This window comes from Micromonospora sp. USAFONa4, assembly GCF_057197825.1.
This window is the reverse complement of record NZ_CM170072.1, coordinates 821,475-840,579: the sequence shown is the minus strand read 5'-3', so window position 1 is coordinate 840,579 and position 19,105 is coordinate 821,475. Positions and strand designations below refer to the sequence as shown.

At 72.9% G+C, this 19,105-nt stretch carries 19 protein-coding genes and 1 pseudogene; 17 read left to right on the top strand and 3 right to left on the bottom strand.

Annotated elements, in window-relative coordinates:
- Positions 1–22 precede the first annotated feature (22 nt).
- Positions 23–1,660 (top strand): FadD3 family acyl-CoA ligase, encoded by a 1,638-nt coding sequence (locus AC0OO9_RS03215; RefSeq protein WP_484517840.1) that lies wholly within the window; start codon positions 23–25, stop codon positions 1,658–1,660.
- Between the two features lie 304 nt (positions 1,661–1,964).
- On the opposite strand, the gene AC0OO9_RS03210 is transcribed toward AC0OO9_RS03215, so the two are convergent.
- The gene (locus tag AC0OO9_RS03210) at positions 1,965–3,041 is read right to left on the bottom strand and encodes a phosphotransferase family protein (protein ID WP_484515433.1); all 1,077 of its coding nucleotides are present in this window, start codon (positions 3,039–3,041) and stop codon (positions 1,965–1,967) included.
- Positions 3,042–3,053: 12 nt separating this feature from the next.
- Entirely contained in the window at positions 3,054–3,641 is a 588-nt protein-coding gene (locus AC0OO9_RS03205) for a TetR/AcrR family transcriptional regulator (RefSeq protein ID WP_484515432.1), read from the bottom strand.
- A 195-nt stretch (positions 3,642–3,836) separates the two neighbouring features.
- On the opposite strand from AC0OO9_RS03205, the gene AC0OO9_RS03200 reads away from it, so the two are divergent.
- Both AC0OO9_RS03200 and AC0OO9_RS03195 read left to right on the top strand, forming a co-directional pair.
- The gene (locus tag AC0OO9_RS03200) at positions 3,837–4,793 is read left to right on the top strand and encodes an SDR family NAD(P)-dependent oxidoreductase (protein ID WP_484515430.1); all 957 of its coding nucleotides are present in this window, start codon (positions 3,837–3,839) and stop codon (positions 4,791–4,793) included.
- A 45-nt stretch (positions 4,794–4,838) separates the two neighbouring features.
- Positions 4,839–5,654 (top strand): sugar phosphate isomerase/epimerase family protein, encoded by an 816-nt coding sequence (locus tag AC0OO9_RS03195; protein WP_484515428.1) that lies wholly within the window; start codon positions 4,839–4,841, stop codon positions 5,652–5,654.
- A 53-nt stretch (positions 5,655–5,707) separates the two neighbouring features.
- Here AC0OO9_RS03195 and AC0OO9_RS03190 read toward each other — a convergent pair whose 3' ends face one another.
- A complete protein-coding gene (locus AC0OO9_RS03190) occupies positions 5,708–6,460 on the bottom strand; it encodes an enoyl-CoA hydratase/isomerase family protein (RefSeq protein ID WP_484517839.1) in 753 nt (250 codons plus the stop codon).
- 182 nt (positions 6,461–6,642) lie between these two features.
- On the opposite strand from AC0OO9_RS03190, the gene AC0OO9_RS03185 reads away from it, so the two are divergent.
- From AC0OO9_RS03185 to AC0OO9_RS03120, 14 genes and pseudogenes are all read left to right on the top strand, one after another.
- The gene (locus AC0OO9_RS03185; RefSeq protein WP_484515427.1) at positions 6,643–7,503 is read left to right on the top strand and encodes a CoA transferase subunit A; all 861 of its coding nucleotides are present in this window, start codon (positions 6,643–6,645) and stop codon (positions 7,501–7,503) included.
- The gene (locus AC0OO9_RS03180) at positions 7,500–8,327 is read left to right on the top strand and encodes a CoA-transferase subunit beta (protein WP_484515425.1); all 828 of its coding nucleotides are present in this window, start codon (positions 7,500–7,502) and stop codon (positions 8,325–8,327) included. Before AC0OO9_RS03185 ends, AC0OO9_RS03180 begins: the two co-directional genes overlap by 4 nt.
- The gene (locus AC0OO9_RS03175; protein ID WP_484515423.1) at positions 8,324–9,439 is read left to right on the top strand and encodes an NAD(P)H-dependent flavin oxidoreductase; all 1,116 of its coding nucleotides are present in this window, start codon (positions 8,324–8,326) and stop codon (positions 9,437–9,439) included. The genes AC0OO9_RS03180 and AC0OO9_RS03175 overlap by 4 nt, the downstream gene beginning before the upstream one ends.
- Positions 9,440–9,441: 2 nt before the next feature.
- Positions 9,442–10,317, top strand: a complete 876-nt coding sequence (locus AC0OO9_RS03170; RefSeq protein WP_484515421.1) for an SDR family NAD(P)-dependent oxidoreductase — start codon at positions 9,442–9,444, stop codon at positions 10,315–10,317.
- Positions 10,314–11,107 (top strand): annotated as a pseudogene (locus AC0OO9_RS03165) (SDR family oxidoreductase). The gene AC0OO9_RS03170 and the pseudogene AC0OO9_RS03165 overlap by 4 nt, the downstream one beginning before the upstream one ends.
- Before the next feature lie 60 nt (positions 11,108–11,167).
- Positions 11,168–11,641 carry an FAS1-like dehydratase domain-containing protein gene (locus tag AC0OO9_RS03160; RefSeq protein WP_484515419.1) on the top strand — a complete coding sequence of 158 codons (474 nt, stop codon included), beginning with the start codon at positions 11,168–11,170 and terminating at the stop codon, positions 11,639–11,641.
- A complete protein-coding gene (locus AC0OO9_RS03155) occupies positions 11,638–12,159 on the top strand; it encodes a MaoC/PaaZ C-terminal domain-containing protein (protein ID WP_484515417.1) in 522 nt (173 codons plus the stop codon). Before AC0OO9_RS03160 ends, AC0OO9_RS03155 begins: the two co-directional genes overlap by 4 nt.
- Positions 12,156–12,944, top strand: coding sequence for an enoyl-CoA hydratase family protein (locus AC0OO9_RS03150; protein ID WP_484515415.1), 789 nt, complete (start codon positions 12,156–12,158; stop codon positions 12,942–12,944). The genes AC0OO9_RS03155 and AC0OO9_RS03150 overlap by 4 nt, the downstream gene beginning before the upstream one ends.
- Positions 12,945–12,956: 12 nt before the next feature.
- Positions 12,957–13,931 carry an NADPH:quinone oxidoreductase family protein gene (locus tag AC0OO9_RS03145; RefSeq protein ID WP_484517838.1) on the top strand — a complete coding sequence of 325 codons (975 nt, stop codon included), beginning with the start codon at positions 12,957–12,959 and terminating at the stop codon, positions 13,929–13,931.
- Between the two features lie 29 nt (positions 13,932–13,960).
- Positions 13,961–15,211, top strand: a complete 1,251-nt coding sequence (locus AC0OO9_RS03140) for an acyl-CoA dehydrogenase family protein (protein ID WP_484517837.1) — start codon at positions 13,961–13,963, stop codon at positions 15,209–15,211.
- Between the two features lies 1 nt (position 15,212).
- On the top strand, positions 15,213–16,352 hold the full coding sequence (locus tag AC0OO9_RS03135) for an acyl-CoA dehydrogenase family protein (protein WP_484515413.1): 1,140 nt from the start codon (positions 15,213–15,215) through the stop codon (positions 16,350–16,352).
- A 6-nt stretch (positions 16,353–16,358) separates the two neighbouring features.
- Positions 16,359–17,375: an acyl-CoA dehydrogenase family protein gene (locus AC0OO9_RS03130; protein ID WP_484515411.1), complete on the top strand. Its 1,017-nt coding sequence runs from the start codon at positions 16,359–16,361 to the stop codon at positions 17,373–17,375.
- 79 nt (positions 17,376–17,454) lie between these two features.
- Positions 17,455–18,321 (top strand): enoyl-CoA hydratase, encoded by an 867-nt coding sequence (locus AC0OO9_RS03125; protein WP_484515409.1) that lies wholly within the window; start codon positions 17,455–17,457, stop codon positions 18,319–18,321.
- 3 nt (positions 18,322–18,324) lie between these two features.
- A complete protein-coding gene (locus AC0OO9_RS03120; RefSeq protein ID WP_484515407.1) occupies positions 18,325–19,104 on the top strand; it encodes an electron transfer flavoprotein subunit beta/FixA family protein in 780 nt (259 codons plus the stop codon).
- The last annotated feature ends 1 nt before the right edge of the window (position 19,105 follow it).

Here is a 19,105-nt window from a genome sequence, read left to right as displayed (position 1 = left end):
TGAGGAGATGTGCGTGAGTGACGTGTTGACCACGATCCCCGCCCTGCTGCGGCAGGCCGCGCAGGACGCCGCCGAGATCGAGGCCCTGGTCGACGGTGACGTACGGATGACCTTCGCCGAGCTCGACGCGGCCGTCACCCGGTTCGCCCGGGCCGCGGTCGCGCACGGTCTCGAGCCGGGGGACCGCGTCGCCGTCTGGGCCCCGAACAGCGCCGACTGGGTCGTCAGCGCCCTCGGCGTGCTGGCCGCCGGGGGCGTGCTCTGCCCCGTCAACACCCGCTTCCGGGGGGAGGAGGCGCGGTACGCCATCGCCAAGGTCCGGGCCACGATGGTCATCCTCGACGACACCTTCCTGCGCGCCAACTACCTGGCCGCCCTACGCGGCGACGGGCCACCACCGGCCGTCGGGCGCCCCGTGCCGCTGCTGCCATCGGTGCGTACCGTCGTCGACCTGTCCGCCGCCGCCGACCGCGGGCAGGCCGGTGCCGGCGTGTGGTCCCTGGCCGGCTTCACCGCGCTGGCCGACCAGGTCGACCCCGCCGTCGTCGACGGACGGATCGCCGCCCTCGATCCCGAGGGCATGGCCGACATCCTGTTCACCTCGGGCACCACCGGCTACCCCAAGGGCGCGATGGTCTCGCACGCCTCGAACCTGCGCGTCGACCTGCAGTGGGCCCGGCTCGTCGGGCTGCGGCGCGGCGACCGCTACCTCATGGTCAACCCGTTCTTCCACAGCTTCGGCTACCGGGCCGGCATCCTGGCCTGCCTGATCATGCGCGCCACGATCATCCCGGTCGCCGTGTTCGACGTCGGGACCGTGCTGCGTCTCGTCGAGCGGGAACGCGTCACCGTCTTCCCCGGCGCGCCCACCGTCTACACCTCCCTGCTCGAGCACCCCGACTTCGGCGCCTACGACGTCAGCTCGGTACGCCTGGCCGTCACCGGCGCCACGATCGTCCCGGTGCCGCTGCTGCGCCGGATGCGCGAGGAACTCGGCTTCCGCGACGTCATCACCGCCTACGGCCTGACCGAGACGTGCGGCACCGCGACCGTGTGTCCGCCCGACGCCGACATCGAGCGGATCTCGACCAGCTGCGGACGGGCGATCCCGGGCACCGAACTGCGGATCGCCGGTCTCGACGGGCAGGCGCTGCCGGCCGGTGAGTCCGGCGAGGTCCTCGTGCGTGGCTACAACGTGATGCTTGGCTACTTCGAGGACCCGGTCGCCACCGCGCAGGCCATCGACGAGGACGGCTGGCTGCACACCGGCGACGTCGGCTGGGTCGACGAGGACGGCTACCTGCGCATCACCGACCGGATCAAGGACGTCTACGTGGTCGGGGGTTTCAACGTCTACCCCGCCGAGGTCGAGCGCGTGCTGGGCGAGCACCCCGTGGTCTCCGACGTCGCCGTCGTGGGGGTCCCCGACGCGCGGATGGGCGAGGTCGGCCGCGCCTTCGTGCAGACCGTTCCCGACTGGAGTGGGGACGAGTCGGTGCTCGTCGACGAACTTGAGGCGTGGTGCCGGGAGCGGCTGGCGAACTTCAAGCGCCCCCGCAGCTTCAGCGTCGTTCCGGCCCTGCCACGAACGCCCAGCGGAAAGATCCAGAAGTTCAAGCTCACCACGGTTCGCGGGCCCGGCACCCCCGACCAGACCTGACACCGACGGCACCGCCGTCACGGGCCCCGGCCCGAAAATCGTGTCGGCCCGCCGCAGGTGACGCTCGCGGCGTCCGTGCGGGTCGGTGCGACGCTGTCGAGCTGCCCCACGCATGCGACCAACCGGCGCCGAACCCCTGCCCCGTCCACAGGGGCAGCTCGACAGTGCACCTGACCCGGCAGCGGGCGATCCATCCCGCCCGGTCGGCGCACTGCTCGCACAACCTCGAAACCGGCAACGACTCGTGTCCTTACGCCCGCCGCGCCGGGCTCCGTGATGCCCGCCGCCGTACGCCGGATCGAGGTCAGTGCCGGCGCAGCGCCGCCGCAAGGGTCGCGGCCCGGCCGGCGACGGCGGCCGCCTGCGCGGCGAACGAGGCCGCGGTGCGGTCGCCACCGCTCATCGCGCCCTGCGCGACCCTGGTGTGCACGCCCTCGACGATGCACGCGGTCTTCCACCAGTTGTAGGCGACGAAGTAGTCGATCCGGGCCGGGTCGGTGCCGGTGGCGAGGCAGTACCGGGCGAGCAGCTCGTTCCGGGTCGAGAAGCCGGGCAGGACCGTGGCCGGGTCGTGCAGCGCACGGGCCTCGTCGCCGGCCTGCGCCCAGTAGACGAGCAGCTGGCCGACGTCGGCCAAGGGGTCTCCGACCGTGGTCAGCTCCCAGTCGAGCACGCCCTGCACCCGCCACCGGGAGTCGAGCATGCAGTTGTCGAGGCGGAAGTCCCCGTGCACGATTCCCGAGCGGGACTGCTCGGGAGGCGCGGCCACGAGATGCTCGTGCGCGGTCTGCAGATCGGGCAGGTCGCGGATCCTGGTCCGGTGCCAGTTGTCGTGCCAGCGCCCGAGCTGGCGGGTGATGTAGTCACGGCGGTGGGCCAGACCCCCGAGCCCGATGAGCTCCGGCTCGAGCCTGTGCAGGGCCACGAGGGCGTCGACGAGTGTGGGGCCGATGAGCGCGCGGTCGGCCTCGGTGGTGAGCCGCTCGACGTCGGCGGGGCTGCGCAGGATCGTGCCGTCGAGGTGCTCGAGCACGACGAGAGGGGCGCCGGCGACCTCGCCCGTCTCCTCGACGGCGAGCACTCGCGGCGCCGGGAGGTGGCCGTGCAGCCCGCGCAGGATCCGCGCCTCGCGTAGCACGTCGTGCGCGGTGGCCGGGTGGTCCCCGAGCGGTGGACGTCGCAGCACGACGACGTGGCCGGCCGCGTCGGTGGTCCGGTAGGTGAGGTTGGAGCGCCCCCCGGCGATGAGCTCGTGTCGCAGGTTCCCCCGCAGCTCGGGCACGGCGCGGCCGAGCCAGGCGTCGACCCCCGCCGGGAGCCCGGCGTGTCGGGTGGTGCCGCTCGGGGCCGGACCGGTCCGGGCACGACCTGCTGCCGTCATGGGAGCGCCTCCTCAGTCGCGGGCGAGGATCCCGTCGAGGTACACCGAGACGAGATTGTCGGCGAAGGTCGCCCTGGTGTACGACGGGGTCGGCTTGAACCAGCGGACCGAAAGCCACAGCGAGTCACGCAGCATGCGGTGCAGCACGCGTACCGGGATGTCGTTGCGGAAGTCGCCCGTGGCGATGCCTGCCTCGAGCACCTCGATCCAGGCCCGCTGGATCGAGGTGGCCGACTCGCGGATGTGCTCGTAGCCCTCGATCGTGGGCAGGTAGGTGCTCGAGTTCTGGTAGATCTCGGTCGCGTGCGGGTGGGCCTCGATGTTGGCCAGCGAGCTCGTCACCAGCTCGCGTAGCTGGGTCGCCGGGCCTTCCCCGGACGCCAGCACCTTGGCGTAGCGGTCGGTCAGGTCGGTGAGGTAGTCCGAGATGATCGCGTCGACCATCTCGTCCTTCGACTTGAAGTGGTGGTAGAGGCTGCCCGAGAGGATGCCGACCGAGTCGGCGATCTCGCGGACGGTCGTGGCGCCGATTCCCTTGGCGGCGAACAGGTGCGCAGCGTTGTCGAGGATGACCGAGCGGCGGTCCTGGGTCGTCGACATCTGGGATGCTCCCGGTTCCTCGAACGTAGTTGGTCAAGCGCTTGTTATACCACTCGGCACCGCCTGTGCCGGTACAGGTGAGGGCCTTCCTTGACTTGGGTGGCGCCGCCGCCTACCGTTCGGCCAACCAAGCGCTCGTTCGGTCGCGCGGGGGCGTGGCGCTCCGGACCCCGATCGCCGAAAGGGGCTGCCCGCATGCCCGATCCGAGGACCGGTCCGACCCCGACCGTCCCGCCCGGCAGCGGGCCCGGTCGTCCACCCGCCTCCAGCCGGGACGAGGGGGCCGGCCTGCTCGCCGGCCGCGTCGTCATCGTCACCGGCGCCGCCAACGGGTTGGGAGCGGCGTACGCGCGGGGGATCGCCGCGGCCGGGGCCCACGTGGTCGCCGTCGACGTCGACGAGCAGGGACTCGAGCGGCTCGGCGGGCAGCTCGCCGCGGCCGGTGGCCGTGGCTCGATCCGGGTCGCCGACGTCGCGGACTGGGCGACCGCGCACGACGTCGTGGGTGACTGCCTCGCCGAGCACGGCCAGCTCGACGGCCTCGTCAACAACGCGGGCGTCTTCGCCATGGCGCACGCCGGCACCGAGTCCGAGGCCACTGTGCGCCGGCTGCTCGAGGTCAACGTGCTCGGCACCATCGCCTGGGGTGACGCCGCGATCGCGGCGATGCGCACCCAGGGCCACGGGGTCCTGGTCAACGTCACCTCGGGCGAGCAGATGGGCCGCGCCGAGACGGCCGTGTACGGGGCGACGAAGGCCGCGATCGCCACGCTCACCTACGCGTGGGCAGCCGAGCTCGCCGAGGCCGGGATCCGCGTCAACGCCATTTCCCCGAACGCGCAGACCCGGATGGCCGAGGTGCTCGCGCAGTTCCGGGGTGCCCCGAGCGGGCAGAACGCGGGGATCGCCCCCGAGGCGAACGTGCCGCTGCTGATCTACCTGCTCTCGGACCTCAGCGCCGAGCTGACCGGCCAGGTGCTGCGCGCCAACGGTCCCGAGCTCATGCTGACGACCCACCCGGCGCTCGCCGACCCCGTGCTGCGGCACGCGTCGTGGACCCCGGAGCGGATCGCCGAGGCCGTCACGGCGCGACTGCGGCCGCACCTGGCGCCCCTCGGGGTGCGCCGGGTGCGCGTCGAATACCTCGACTGACCCGACGTCCGCCACCCGGACGATCCGCCAACCGACAGGGGCCCGATGTCCGCCACGATCAACCCGCTCTGCGTCAGCGGCATGGCCGCGATGTCCTGGGACCTGCCCGAGGAGATCGCGATGTACCGGCGTACCGGCACCGACCTCGTCGGCCTGCAGTGCGGCAAGGTCGCCGCCTTCGGCGTGCCGGCCCTCGGTGACCTGCTCGCCGCGCACGACGTGCGGCTCGGCTACCTCGTGCACGGCTTCACCGCCCATCCGGACGACGAGTCGGGCTGGGCGCGGCAGATCACGGCGCTGCGGACCGGCGTCGTCGCCGCCCGTACGCTCGGCGCCGACCTCGTCTATCTCACGTCGGGCCCCTCGGCGCACCTGACGTGGGAGGAGGCGGCCGACCGGTTCGCCGAGCGGATCACCCCGGTCGTGGCCGCCGCCCGCGAGCACGGGGTGCGCCTCGCTGTGGAGAACACCCTGCCGGTCAGGTGCGACCTCAGCTTCACGCACACCGCGCGGGACGCCCTCGCTTTGGCCGAGCTCTGCGGCATCGGCATCTGCCTCGACCTCTACTGCTGCTGGCAGGAGCGGGGCCTGACCGACCTGGTCCGCGAGCGGGTCGCGCGGATCGAGATCCTGCAGGTGTCCGACTTCCGGGTCGGCACCTCGACCTTCCCGAACCGGTGGGTGCCCGGGGACGCCGACCTGCCGATCGCCGGCCTGCTGGGCAGCGTGCTGCGGGCCGGCTACACCGGCATCGTCGACGTCGAGCTGCTCGGCCCGGCCATCGAGGCCGAGGGGGCCGAGTCGGCGGTGACCCGCTCGATCGCGTGGCTGCGCGAGCAGATCGCGGCGGCGCGCCGCTGAGCGTCCAGGGCACGTCCGCCGCGAGCAGATCGCGGCGGCGCGTCCCTGAGCGCTCAGGGCACGTCCGCCCACCGCGGCGCGCGCCTGGCGACGAACGCGGCCGCGCCCTCGGCGGCGTCCGGCCCGGCGAGCAGCTCGAGGGTCGCGAGTCGGTTGGCCGTGGCGTGGTCGCGTTCGCGGGTGTCCAGGCTCAGGTGCATGAGCCGTTTGGTTGCCAGCACCGCCGCCGGAGAGTGGGCCGCGATCCGGGCGGCGAGCGCGAGCGCGCGCGGGAGGACCTCGTCGGCGGGGACCACGGCGTTGACCAGGCCCAGCTCGTGGGCCCGGGCCGCCGGCAGCGGCTCGGCCGTCAGCCCGAGCTCGAGGGCGACGGCGAGCGGCAGGCGACGGGGCAGGTCTGTGCCGCCCTCGGAGGCGGCGATGCCGCGCCCCACCTCGGGCAGTGCGAAGTAGGCGTGCTCGGCCGCGACGACGAGGTCACAGGCGAGGGCGAGCTCGAAGCCGCCGCCGACGGCGGGCCCGTTGACCGCGGCGATGACCGGCTTTCGGTAGCCGCCGCGCAGTAGCGTGAGTGGGCTGCGGGCCACGTCGACCAGGCGCCCCTCGGCCGCGGCGCGCAGGTCCATCCCGGCGCTGAAGGACAGCTCGCCGGTGCCGGTCAGCACGACCGCGCGTACGCCCGGGTCCGCGTCGTACCCGAGCAGGGCGTCGGTCATCGCCAGGAGGGTGTCGGGGTCCAGGGCGTTGCGCACCTGCGGCCGGTTGATCCTGATGACACCCGCCGCGTCGACGCGCCCGCACACCACTGCGTCCAACGTCCCGTCCTCCTTCGCGTCAGGGTCTTGACCCTCTCCGGATGGCTGTTAGTCTACCAACCAAGCGCTTGCTACGTGGTGGCCCGGCCGCGGGTGCCCGGCACGCCACTGGCCTTCCGCACCGCTCGCCGCCGCGCTCGAGCAGTGCCCCGAGACGGAACGATGAGGGACACATGGCCGACAAGACTCTGACAAGCCGCGACGTCGTGTCGCGGCTCGAATCCGGGATGACCATCGGCATCGGGGGCTGGGGCTCACGGCGCAAGCCCATGGCCCTCGTGCGCGAGATCCTGCGCTCCGACCTCAGGGACCTGACCGTCGTCAGCTACGGCGGGCCGGACGTCGGCCTGCTCTGCGCAGCCGGCAAGGTCAGGAAGGTCGTCTTCGGCTTCGTCTCGCTCGACAGCATCGCCCTCGACCCGCACTTCCGCGCCGCGCGGCAGCAGGGCGCCGTCGAGGTCGCCGAGTACGACGAGGGCATGCTCCAGTGGGGGCTGTACGCCGCCGGCATCCGCCTGCCCTTCCTGCCGACCCGCGCCGGGCTCGGGTCGGACGTCCTGAAGCACAACCCCGACCTCAAGCTCGTCCAGGACCCGTACGGCACCGAGCAGCTCGTGGCCATGCCGCCGCTGCGCCTCGACGCGGCCCTCGTGCACATGAACCGCGCCGACGCCCAGGGCAACGGCCAGTTCCTCGGGCCCGACCCGTACTTCGACGACCTCTACTGCCTCGCCGCCGACCAGGCCTTCATGTCCTGCGAGCGGATCGTGCCCACGGCCGAGCTCAGCGCCGCCGGGCACTCGGCGACCATCAAGATCAACCGTCAGCTCGTCGCCGGCGTCGTCGAGACCCCGAACGGCGCGCACTTCACCTCCTGCGTACCGGACTACGAGCGCGACGAGGCCTTCCAGCGCGAGTACGTCAAGGCCGCCGGCGACCCGCAGGCCTGGGCCAAGTTCGAGAAGCGGTACCTGTCCGGTACGGAAGATGACTACCAGGCGGCCGTCGCCGCCCGAGCCGAGGAGGTCGCATGAGCAGCGCCGTCACCGAGTCCGCGGACCAGCCCACGGGCAGCGCCGGCACCGACGACGCGCCGGTGACCCGCGCCGAGTACTGCGCGGTCGCCGTGGCGGACGCGTTCGCCGGCGACGGCGAGTCCATCGCCAGCGCCTTCGGCACGATCCCGGCCATCGGCGTCCGCCTCGCGCGGCTCACCGTCGCTCCCGACCTGCTGCTCACCGACGGCGAGGCCCACTTCGTCTCCGGCACCTGGCAGATCGGCGCGGACCCGCACGCCACCGAGGGCGTCGTCGTCGAGGGCTGGAGCCCGTTCCGCACGATCTTCGACCTCGTCTGGCACGGCAAGCGGCACGTCATGATGATCCCGGTCCAGATCGACGGGCACGGCAACACCAACATCTCGGCCATCGGCGACTACGCCCGGCCCAAGGTCCAGCTGCTCGGCGTGCGGGGCGCCCCCGGCAACAGCGTCTACCACCCGACCAGCTACTGGGTGCCCCACCACTCCACGCGCAGCTTCGTCCGTGCCGTCGACATGGTCTCCGGCGTCGGCACCGACAGCGCCCGCGCCGCCGGCCCGGCCGCGAGCGCGTACCACGATCTGCGCCGGGTCGTCACCAACCTCGCGGTCCTCGACTTCGGCGGCCCCGACGGCGCGCTGCGCCTGCTCAGCCTGCACCCCGGCGTCACGCTCGAGGAGGTCCGCGCGGCCACCGGCTGCGACCTGCACGTCGAGGGCGAGGTCCCGGCCACCCGCGAGCCGACCGCCGAGGAACTGCGCCTCATCCGCGAGGTCATCGACCCCCGCTCGCTGCGCGACCGCGAGATCCCCGCATGAGCCGGACCCAGGAGCCGCACCCGACGCTGCGCACCCGGGCGACCGACCTGTTCGGGGTGCGGTACCCGATCGTCCAGACCGGCATGGGCTACGTCTCCGACGTGCGCCTGACCACCGCGACGGCCAACGCCGGCGGGCTGGGCATCCTCGCGGCCGGCCTGCTCTCCTACGACGAGCTCGTCGTGGCCGTCGAGCAGATCCAGGCCGGCACCGACGCGCCGTTCGGCGTCAACATCCGCGCCGACCAGCCCGACGTCGTCAAGCGCATCGACCTGCTCATCTCGGCCGGCGTCAAGGTCGCCTCCTTCGCGTTGGCCCCCAAGCAGGAGCTCATCGCCAGGTGCAAGGACGCCGGCCTCGTCGTCGTCCCGTCGATCGGCGCGCGCCGCCACGCCGAGAAGGTCGCCGCGTGGGGCGCCGACGCCGTCATCGTGCAGGGCGGCGAGGGCGGCGGCCACACCGGCGGGGTGCCCACCAGCCTGCTGCTGCCCCAGGTCGTCGACGCCGTCGACATCCCGGTCATCGGCGCCGGTGGCTTCTTCGACGGCCGCGGCCTCGTCGCCGCGCTCGCCTACGGCGCCGAGGGCATCGCCATGGGCACCCGCTTCCTGCTCACCAGCGACTCGCCCGTCGAGTCGTCGGTCAAGGACGTCTACCTGGCCAAGACGGTCAACGACACCGTCCTGACCCTCCAGGTCGACGGCGTCCCGCAGCGCGTGCTGCGCGCCGGCACGATCGAGGAGCTGGAGCGCACCTCCGCGCCCGGCCGGCTGCTGCGGGCCGTGCGCAACGCCGTCGCCTTCCAGAAGCTGTCCCGCACGCCGTGGGGCGACATGGTCCGCGAGGGCCTGGCCATGCGCAAGGCACACGACCTGACGTGGAGCCAGGTCGTCATGGCGGCCAACGCCCCGATGCTCTACCGGTCGGCCCTGATCGAGGGCAGGACCGACGTCGGCGTCATGGCCACCGGCCAGGTCGTCGGACTCATCGACGACGTCCCGAGCGTCGCCGAGCTCATCGACCGCATCATCGACGAGGCCACCCGGACCCTCGACCGGCTCGGCGTGCCCGCGCCGGTCGCGTCGGCCCCGGCCGTGCCCGAGGAGGACTAGCCATGGGAGCACTGCAGGGACGGGTCGTCGTCGTCACCGGCGCCGGCCGCGGCCTCGGCCGGGAGCACGCGCTGCTCGCCGCCGCCGAGGGTGCCTCGGTCGTCGTCGCCGACACCGGCGCCGCCGCCGACGGCACCGGCGGCGACCCCTCGGTCGTCGAGGCCGTCGCCGCCGAGATCACGGCCGCCGGCGGGCAGGCCGTGGCGAGCACCGCGGACGTCGCCACCACCGAGGGCGCGCGCGGGCTGCTCGCGCTCGCCCGCGACACCTACGGGCGCGTCGACGGCCTCGTCAACAACGCCGGCATCCTGCGGGACCGGATGTTCGTGAACATGAGCGAGGACGACTGGGACGCGGTGATCCGCGGCCAGCTGCGCGCGACGTTCGCGCCGTGCCGGGTGTTCGCCGACCACTGGCGCACCGAGTCCAAGGCCGGCAACCAGCCGGTCGCCTCGATCGTCAACGTCTCCTCCACCTCGGGCCTCGTCGGCGCCGTCGGGCAGACGAACTACGGCGCGGGCAAGGCCGCCATCGCCGCCCTCACCGTCATTCTCGCCCAGGAGATCGGCCGCTACGGCGTACGCGTCAACGCCGTCGTCCCGGTCGCGCGTACCCGGATGACCCAGGACCTGCCCGGCATCGGCGAGCTGGTCGCCGCCCCGGCCGACCCCGCCGCGTTCGACGTCTACCACCCCGGCAACGTCTCCCCGCTCGTCGCCTGGCTGCTCACCGCCGACGCGCCGGTGACCGGCGAGGTGTACTACGCCAAGGGCGGCGAGATCCGTCGCTTCGCGCCGTGGAGCTACGACTGGACCATCGACAAGGGCGCCCGCTGGAGCGTCGGGGAGATCGCGAAGGAGATGGCCGCCCGTGCCTGACACCGGTCACACCAACGCCGCCGACTGGGCCGGCTCCGCCCACGGGCTGCTCGCCGGGCGCTCGGTGCTCGTCACCGCCGCGGCCGGCACCGGCATCGGCTTCGCGACGGCGCGCCGCGCCGCCGAGGAAGGCGCGCGGGTCGCCGTCAGCGACCGGCACGAGCGCCGCCTCGCCGAGTCGGTCGACGAGATCGAGCGGCTCACCGGGACCCGGCCCCTCGGGGTGCCCTGCGACGTCACCGACCAGGCCCAGCTCGACCACCTCATGGACACCGTCGCCGCCGACCTCGGTGGCATCGACGTGCTCGTCAACAACGCCGGCCTCGGCGGCACCGCGGCCGTGCAGGACATGACCGACGACCAGTGGGACTCCGTCCTGTCGGTGACCCTGACCTCGACGTTCAAGGCGACCCGGTCGGTGCTGCGGCACATGATCCCCGCCGGCAGGGGGGTCATCGTCAACAACGCCTCCGTCATCGGCTGGCGCGCGCAGAAGGGGCAGGCGCACTACGCCGCGGCCAAGGCCGGCGTCATGGCGCTGACCCGGTGCGCGGCCCTCGACGTCGCCGAGCACGGCATCCGGGTCAACGCGGTGTCCCCGAGCATCGCGGTGCACGCCCACCTGGCCAAGGTGACGAGTGACGAGCTGCTCGCCCAGCTCTCGGCCCAGGAGGCCTTCGGCCGGGCCGCGACGCCATGGGAGATCGCCAACGTCATCGTCTTCCTCGCCAGCGACTACTCGTCGTACATGACCGGCGAGGTCGTGTCCGTCTCGAGCCAGCACCCGTGACCGTCCGGTGCGTGCCGGCGACCCGCGCCGGCGCGTACCGATGAACGAAAGGAGCCCGTCGTGGCCAACCCCGACGCGCAGGGCGTCACCGGCGCCCCCTTCCGGCTCGACGTCGAGCGCGGCAAGATCCGCGAGTTCGCGCTGGCCACCGGAGCGGCCGGCGCGGCCTACCTGCGGGAGGAGGACCCGGTCGTGCAGCCGACGTTCCTCACGACGACCTTCTTCTGGCAGGGCGAGGACGCCAACCCGTGGTCCGCGGTCGAGCTCGACCAGCAGCGCGGCCTGCACGCCGAGCAGCAGTACACCTTCTTCGGCGAGCCGCCGCGCGCCGGGACCAGGCTCACCTGCCAGTCGCGCATCGGCGAGATCTACACCAAGGTGGGGCGCCGCGGAGGCGAGATGACCTTCGCCGTGATGTACACCGACTTCCGCGACGAGACCGGGCGTCTCGTCGCCCAGGCCAAGCTCACCGGCGTCGAGACGGCCCGACCGCCGGACACCGGGGCCGCGACGCAGGACGGAGCCTCCGCATGAGCGACACGACCGCCACCACCCCGCCCGACACGACCGAGGTCGCCCTGCCCGTCCCGGCGACCCCGCCGACGCGTACCCACGGCCCGGTGACCCGCACCGACTTCGTCCGCTACCAGGGCGCCTCGGGTGACATGAACCCGATCCACCACGACGAGCCCTTCGCCAGGGCCGCCGGGTTCCCGAGCCCCTTCTCGGTGGGCATGTGGCAGGCCAGCCTGCTCGGCACGTACGCCACCGACTGGCTCGGCGGCCGGAACGTGCGGGACTTCCGCATCCGGTTCCTGGCCCAGGTGTGGCCGGGCGACACCCTCACGCTCGACGGTGCTCCGCTGCGCACCTACGTCATCGAGGGCGAGGACGGACGTGAGGGCCGCGTCGACGTCGAGCTGACCTGCCGGCGGCAGACCGGCGACACGGCCGTCACCGCGTGGGCGACATTCGTGCTGCCCGAGGCCGTCCTCGACACCACGACCCTCGGGGTCGGCGAGCGGCCCGCGACCACCGAGGAGCAGGGATGAGCCCCACGACCCACGCGTCCGTGACGACGACCGTGCACCCCGACGGGATCGCCGAGGTCGTCGTGGACAACCCGCCGGTCAACGCGCTGCCCGTGGCCGGCTGGTTCGCGCTCGCCGCCGCCCTCGACGCCGCCGGCGCCGACGAGTCGGTGCGGGTCGTCGTGCTGCGCGCCGAGGGCCGCGGCTTCAACGCCGGCGTCGACATCAAGGAGATGCAGCACACCGACGGCTTCACCGCGCTGCTCGGCGCCAACCGCGGCTGCTTCGCCGCGTTCAAGGCCGTCTACGAGTGCCCCGTCCCGGTCGTCACCGCCGTCAACGGCTTCTGCCTCGGGGGCGGCATCGGCCTGGTCGGCAACTCCGACGTCATCGTCGCCTCCGACGACGCCACCTTCGGCCTGCCCGAGGTCGACCGCGGCGCCCTCGGTGCCGCGACCCACCTGTCCAGGATGGTGCCCCAGCACCGGATGCGCGCCATGGTCTACACCTCGGCCACGGCCACCGCCCAGGAGCTGCACGCGTACGGGTCGGTCCACAGCGTCGTACCCCGCGAGCGGCTGCGCGAGGCGGCGTTCGCCGTCGCGACCCAGATCGCCGCGAAGGACCCCACCGTCATCCGGGCCGCGAAGGCCTCCCTCAACGGCATCGACCTGTGGGACGTCAACCGCAGCTACCGCTTCGAGCAGGGCTTCACCTTCGAGCTCAACCTCACCGGGGTCGCCGACCGGATCCGCGACGAGTTCGCCGGCACCGACAAGGCGGCGCGCCCGGGCAGCGAGGGCTGAGCCGTGCGTGCGATGGTGGTCCGTGAGCTCGGTGGCCCCGAGGTGCTCACGCTCACGGCCGGGCCGCAGCCGCAGCCCGGCCCCGGGCAGGTGCTCGTCGACGTCGTCGGCGCCGGGGTGAACTTTCCCGACGGCCTCATCGTCGCCGGCACCTACCAGACCAGGCCGGAGCTGCCGTTCGTGCCCGGCTGCGAGGTCGCCGGGACGGTCGCGGCGCTCGGCGACGGGGTGACCGGCCCGCCGGTCGGCACCCGCGTCATCGGCTTCTGCGGCATCGGCGGCTACGCCACCCAGGTGCTCGTCGACGCCCGCCTCGTCCACCCGTTGCCGGCGGGCATCGACCTCGTCGAGGCCAGCACGATTCCCGTCGTCTACGGCACGTCGTACCACGGGCTCGTCGACCGGGCCGGCCTCGCCGCCGGCGAGACGCTGCTCGTGCTCGGCGCCTCCGGCGGCGTCGGCCTCACCGCCGTGCAGATCGGCAGGGCCCTCGGCGCGACCGTGATCGCGGCCGCCTCGAGCGAGGACAAGCGTGAGCTGTGCCTGGCGCACGGGGCCGACCACGCCATCGGCTACGCCGACCTGACGGCGACGGTGCGCGAGCTGACCGGCGGCGCCGGTGCCGACGTCGTCTACGACCCCGTCGGCGGCGACGCCGCCACCGCCGCGCTGCGTACCCTCGCGTGGGCCGGGCGGTTCCTCACCGTCGGCTACGCGACGGGCGAGATCCCGCAGGTCAAGCTCAACCGGCTGCTGCTCACCGAGGGCGCGGTGCTGGGGGTCCTCTGGGGCGCCTGGGCCAGGCGCGCCCCGGAGGCGAACGCCGCGAACATGACGACGCTGCTCGACTGGATCGCCGCCGGCCGGCTGAGGCCACACGTCAGCGAGGTCTTCCCGCTGGAGGAGGCCGCCCACGCGCTCGGCACGGTGCTGAACCGTGGCGCCCGCGGCAAGATCGCCCTCCGCGTGAAAGCAGGCAGGCAATGAAGGTGGCCGACGCGACCGAGCTGACCCAGATGGATCTCGGCCCCGGCCCGCGCTCGCGGGAGCTGCTCGCGACGTTGCGCGCGTTCATGGCCGAGCACGTCTACCCCGCCGAGAAGGTGTACGCCGCCCAGCTCGGCGCCGCGGCCCGCGAGAACGGGGGAGTGTCCCACGTCCTGCCGCCGGTCGTCGAGGAGCTGAAGGCCACCGCGCGCGAGCTGGGCCTGTGGAACCTCTTCCTGCCTGACCTGTCGGGCCTGACCAACCTCGAGTACGCCTACCTGGCCGAGGAGACCGGACGCTCGCCCTACCTCGCCCCCGAGGCGCTCAACTGCGCCGCGCCGGACACGGGCAACATGGAGCTGCTGCACATGTTCGGCACGCGCGAGCAGAAGCGACAGTGGCTCACCCCGCTGCTCGAGGGCACCATGCGTTCCGGCTTCGCGATGACCGAGCCGGACGTGGCCTCCTCCGACGCGCGCAACATCGCCACCTCGATCGTGCGCGACGGCGACGCGTACGTCGTCAACGGCCGCAAGTGGTGGACGACCGGCGCGGCGGACCCGCGCTGCGACATCCTCGTGCTGATGGGCAAGACCGACCCGGAGGCGGCCGTCTACCGGCAGCAGTCCATGCTCCTCGTGCCGGTCGACACCCCCGGGGTGACGATCGTGCGCTCGCTGCCGATCTTCGGCTACCACGACCAGCACGGCCACTGCGAGATCCGGTTCGACGACGTACGCGTACCGGTGACGAACCTGCTCGGCGCCGAGGGCGACGGTTTCGCGATCGCCCAGGCCCGCCTCGGCCCGGGCCGCATCCACCACGCGATGCGCTGCATCGGCATGGCCGAGCGCGGCCTCGAACTTCTGGTACGCCGGACGATGGCCCGCGAGGCGTTCGGCGGCCCGCTCTCCGAGCAGGGCGTGGTGCGCACCTGGATCGCCGAGTCCCGCCTGGAGATCGAGCAGGCCCGCCTGCTCGTGCTCAAGACCGCCTGGCTCATCGATCGCGTCGGTGCCCAGGGTGCCGCGACCGAGATCGCCGCCATCAAGGTCGTCGCGCCGCGGGTCGCCCGCAACGTGCTGGACCGGTCGATCCAGGCACACGGCGGCGGTGGGGTCACCGACGACTTCCCGATGGCCCGGATGTGGGCCAGCGCCCGGATCCTCGGCATCGCCGACGGCCCGGACGAGGTGCACCTGCGCACGGTGGCGCGCACGCAACTACGCCGCTACCGGGACACGGCGCCGACGGGCGCCACCGAGACGGGAGAGGGCTGAGATGGACCTGACCTGGTCGGCGCAGGACGAGCAGTTCCGGGCGGAGGCCCGCGAGTGGCTCGCCGCGAACGTGCCGCGGCAGCCGCTGCCCTCGGGGGACACCGCGGCGGGCTTCGCCGCGCACCTGGAGTGGGAGCGGACGCTGCACGCCGACCGGTGGTCGGTCGTGTCGTGGCCCAGGGAGTACGGCGGCCGCGAGGCCTCGATCTGGCAGTGGCTCATCTTCGAGGAGGAGTACTACCGGGCCGGCGCGCCGCAGCGGGTCACGCAGAACGGCATCTTCCTGCTGGCCCCGACGATCTTCGAGTTCGGCACGAAGGAGCAGCAGGACGAGTTGCTGCCGCGGATGGCGGCGGCGCGGGACCTGTGGGCCCAGGGCTGGTCGGAGCCGAACGCGGGCAGCGACCTGGCGGGGATCCGGTCCCAGGCGGTACGGGACGAGCAGGCCGGCGGGTGGCGCCTGAGCGGGCAGAAGACGTGGTCGACCCGGGGCGCGTTCTGCACCCACCTGTTCGGGTTGTTCCGCACCGACCCGCAGGCCCAGCGGCACCGGGGGCTGACGTACTTCCTCGTGCCGCTGGACGCCCCGGGCGTGACGGTGCGCGGGTTCGACCGGCTCGACGGCGACGAGGGATTCGCCGACGTGTTCTTCGAGGACGCGTTCGTACCGGACTCGGCGGTTCTCGGCGGCGTCGACCAGGGCTGGTCGGTCGCGATGTCGACGACCGGGTCGGAGCGGGGCCTGACGCTGCGCTCACCTGGGCGTTTCCGCAAGGCGGCCGATGCGCTGGTGGCGCTCGCGGGCGAGCGGGCCGAGGCGGCGACCGACCTGCTCCGCGACCGGGTGGCGCGCTCGTGGATGCAGGCGCACGCCTACCAGCAGTTCACGCTCGCGCAGGTCACCGACATCGTCGAGGGCCGCCCGGCCGGTGCGCGGTCGAGTCTCAACAAGGTCTTCTGGTCCGAGCTGGACATCGCGCTGCACGAGACGGCGCTGGAACTGCTCGGTCCGGACGCGCTCGCCGACGGCCCGTGGACCCGCGGCTACCAGTTCTCGCTGTCGGGCCCGATCTACGCGGGCACCAACGAGATCCAGCGCAACATCATCGCCGAGCGCCTGCTCGGCCTGCCGAGGAGGTGACCAGGCGTGCGTTTCGCTCCGAGTGAAGAGCAGCGTGACCTCGAGGCGGTCGTCCGTCAGGTGCTCACCGAACGGTGCCCGCCGGCGACGGTGCGCGCCGGAGCAGGGTCGGCGCAGGTGGCCTCGCTGGCCGAGAGCCTGGCCGGCCTCGGCGTGGCGGGGCTGCTCGTGGCCGAGGACGACGGCGGGCTGGGCCTGGACGAGAACCACCTCGTGTCGGTCTTCGCGCAGATCGGATACGCCGCCGCCCCGCTGCCGCTCACCGCGACCCTCTCGGTCGCTCCGGCGGTGCTCGCCTCGGGCGCCCCGGACCTGCTGGCGAGCCTCGTCGAGGGATCGCTCACGGTCGGTGCCGACCCCGCGGCGACCGGCCGGGTCGCATTCGGTTCCGGTGTCGACCTGGTGCTGAGCGGCGGCTTCGGCGGGACCGGGCGCATCGAGGTTCTCGACGTGTCCGAGGCGACCGCCTCGGCGTCGCCGTCGGTGGACTTCGCGCTGGACCTGACCGGGCATGCGGGCGCGCGGCTCGTGGCGACCGTGGACGACCCGCGGGTGGTGCGGCTGGCCTGGGAGCGGGGAGTGCTGGCGGCCTCGGCCGAGCTCGTCGGGCTGTCCCGGCGGATGCTCGACCTCACGGTGGAGCACGTGCGCGCCAGAGAGCAGTTCGGGGTGCCGATCGGCAGCTTCCAGGCGGTCAAGCACCACCTCGCCACGGCACTGCTGCAACTGGAGTTCGCCGCGCCGGTGGTGGCGACGGCCGGGTTCGAGCTGGCCGCGGGCGTCCCGGGCCGGCTGCGCTCACTGGCGACGGCCAAGGCGTTGGCGTCCGAGGCGGCGCACGTCGTGGGCCGGGCCGCGCTGCAGTGCCACGGCGCGATCGGTTACACGACCGAGTACGACCTGCATGTGTTCCTCAAGCGGTCGTGGGCCCTGGAGGCGTCGTGGGGCAGCGCCTCCTGGCATCGCGCAGCGCTGCTGGAGGACCTCGGTGTCGGCCTGACCGGCGCGCACCCCGCGTCCTGACCGCTGGCCCGTAGGCACTCACCGGCGGCCCACGACCCGCACGACGTACACCCGACCCCGGGGCGAGAAGGAGATCCAGATGAGCGAGACCAGCGGCGAGGCGGTGGAGGTCGTCCGGTACGAGACGCGGGGGCCGGTTGCCGTCGTGACGATGAACCGACCGGAGTACCGCAACGCGCAGAACTCGGCGATGACCTACGCCCTCGACGACGCGTTCTACCGAGCGGCCGCCGACGACGAGGTGAAGGTCATCGTGCTGGCGGGTGCGGGGAAGCACTTCTCGGCCGGCCACGACATCGGCACGCCGGGTCGGGACGTCGACTCGTCGTTCGACCGGCGCGCCGGCCTGTGGTGGGATCACGTCGGAAAGGCCGGGGTGGACAGCCGGTACGCCCGCGAGTCCGAGGTGTACCTCGGGATGTGCCGCCGCTGGCGTGAGCTGCCCAAGCCGACGATCGCAATGGTGCAGGGCGCGTGTGTCGCCGGTGGCCTCATGCTCGCCTGGGCGTGCGACCTGATCGTCGCCTCGGACGACGCGTTCTTCGCCGACCCGGTCGTGCGCATGGGGATCCCCGGGGTCGAGTACTTCGCCCACCCGTGGGTGCTGGGTCCGCGCTTCGCCAAGGAGTTCCTCTTCACCGGCGACCGGATGCCGGCGGCGCGCGCGGCCGAGCTCGGCATGGTCAACCGGGTCGTCGCCAGGGACGATCTCGAGGCGGAGGTCATGGGGCTCGCCGCGCGGATCGCACAGATGCCGCGGTTGGGTCTCGCGCTGACCAAGAAGGCGGTCAACCAGGCCGAGGACCTCATGGGCCTGCGGGACGGGATGGATTCGGTGTTCGGGCTGCACCACGCGGCCCACGCGCACAACGCCGAGGTGGGCACCGACTCCCTCGGCGGGCAGGACGCCCGGAGCATGCGTGACGCCGCGAGAAGGGAAGGGTGAGCGATGAACATTGTCGTACTCGTCAAGCAGGTGCCTGATTCGGGCGCGGACCGCAGCCTGCGTGCTGACGACAACACCGTCGACCGCGGTTCGGCGAACAACGTCATCAACGAGATGGACGAGTACGCCATCGAGGAGGCGTTGAAGATCAAGGAGGCGCACGGGGGCGAGGTGACGGTTCTGACGATGGGTCCGGAGCGGGCGACCGAGTCGATCCGTAAGGCGTTGTCCATGGGTCCGGACAGGGCGGTGCACGTGGTGGACGACGCCCTGCACGGCTCCTGCGCCGTCGCCACCTCGAAGGTGCTCGCCGCCGCGCTCGGTCAGTTGAACGCCGACCTGGTGCTGTGTGGCAGCGAGTCGACCGACGGCCGGGTGCAGGTGTTGCCGCACATGCTCGCCGAGCGGCTGGGCATCGCGGCGCTGACCGGCGCCCGCAAGCTCACCGTCGACGGCTCGACCCTGACTGTGGAGCGGCAGACGGAGGAGGGCTACGAGGTGGTCACCGCCACCGCGCCCGCCGTGGTCTCCGTGTGGGACACGATCAACGAGCCGCGCTACCCGTCCTTCAAGGGCATCATGGCCGCCAAGAAGAAGCCGGTGCAGACGCTGTCGCTGGGTGACCTGGGTGTCGCTGCGGGCGAGGTGGGCTTCGAGGGCGCGACCAGCGCCGTGCTGGAGCACAGCAAGCGTCCGCCGCGTTCCGGCGGGGCGAAGGTCACCGACGAGGGCGACGGCGGCGTGAAGCTGGTCGAGTTCCTCGCCACCGAGAAGTTCGTGTGAG

Coding starts and splice junctions, on each gene's coding strand:
- AC0OO9_RS03145 (WP_484517838.1), top strand. CDS start 12,957: ATGGTGGTCCGTGAGCTCGGTGGCCCCGAGGTGCTCACGCTCACGGCC.
- AC0OO9_RS03125 (WP_484515409.1), top strand. CDS start 17,455: ATGAGCGAGACCAGCGGCGAGGCGGTGGAGGTCGTCCGGTACGAGACG.
- AC0OO9_RS03155 (WP_484515417.1), top strand. CDS start 11,638: ATGAGCGACACGACCGCCACCACCCCGCCCGACACGACCGAGGTCGCC.
- AC0OO9_RS03140 (WP_484517837.1), top strand. CDS start 13,961: ATGGATCTCGGCCCCGGCCCGCGCTCGCGGGAGCTGCTCGCGACGTTG.
- AC0OO9_RS03205 (WP_484515432.1), bottom strand. CDS start 3,641: ATGTCGACGACCCAGGACCGCCGCTCGGTCATCCTCGACAACGCTGCG.
- AC0OO9_RS03210 (WP_484515433.1), bottom strand. CDS start 3,041: ATGACGGCAGCAGGTCGTGCCCGGACCGGTCCGGCCCCGAGCGGCACC.
- AC0OO9_RS03180 (WP_484515425.1), top strand. CDS start 7,500: ATGAGCAGCGCCGTCACCGAGTCCGCGGACCAGCCCACGGGCAGCGCC.
- AC0OO9_RS03150 (WP_484515415.1), top strand. CDS start 12,156: ATGAGCCCCACGACCCACGCGTCCGTGACGACGACCGTGCACCCCGAC.
- AC0OO9_RS03170 (WP_484515421.1), top strand. CDS start 9,442: ATGGGAGCACTGCAGGGACGGGTCGTCGTCGTCACCGGCGCCGGCCGC.
- AC0OO9_RS03120 (WP_484515407.1), top strand. CDS start 18,325: ATGAACATTGTCGTACTCGTCAAGCAGGTGCCTGATTCGGGCGCGGAC.
- AC0OO9_RS03195 (WP_484515428.1), top strand. CDS start 4,839: ATGTCCGCCACGATCAACCCGCTCTGCGTCAGCGGCATGGCCGCGATG.
- AC0OO9_RS03200 (WP_484515430.1), top strand. CDS start 3,837: ATGCCCGATCCGAGGACCGGTCCGACCCCGACCGTCCCGCCCGGCAGC.
- AC0OO9_RS03135 (WP_484515413.1), top strand. CDS start 15,213: ATGGACCTGACCTGGTCGGCGCAGGACGAGCAGTTCCGGGCGGAGGCC.
- AC0OO9_RS03185 (WP_484515427.1), top strand. CDS start 6,643: ATGGCCGACAAGACTCTGACAAGCCGCGACGTCGTGTCGCGGCTCGAA.
- AC0OO9_RS03175 (WP_484515423.1), top strand. CDS start 8,324: ATGAGCCGGACCCAGGAGCCGCACCCGACGCTGCGCACCCGGGCGACC.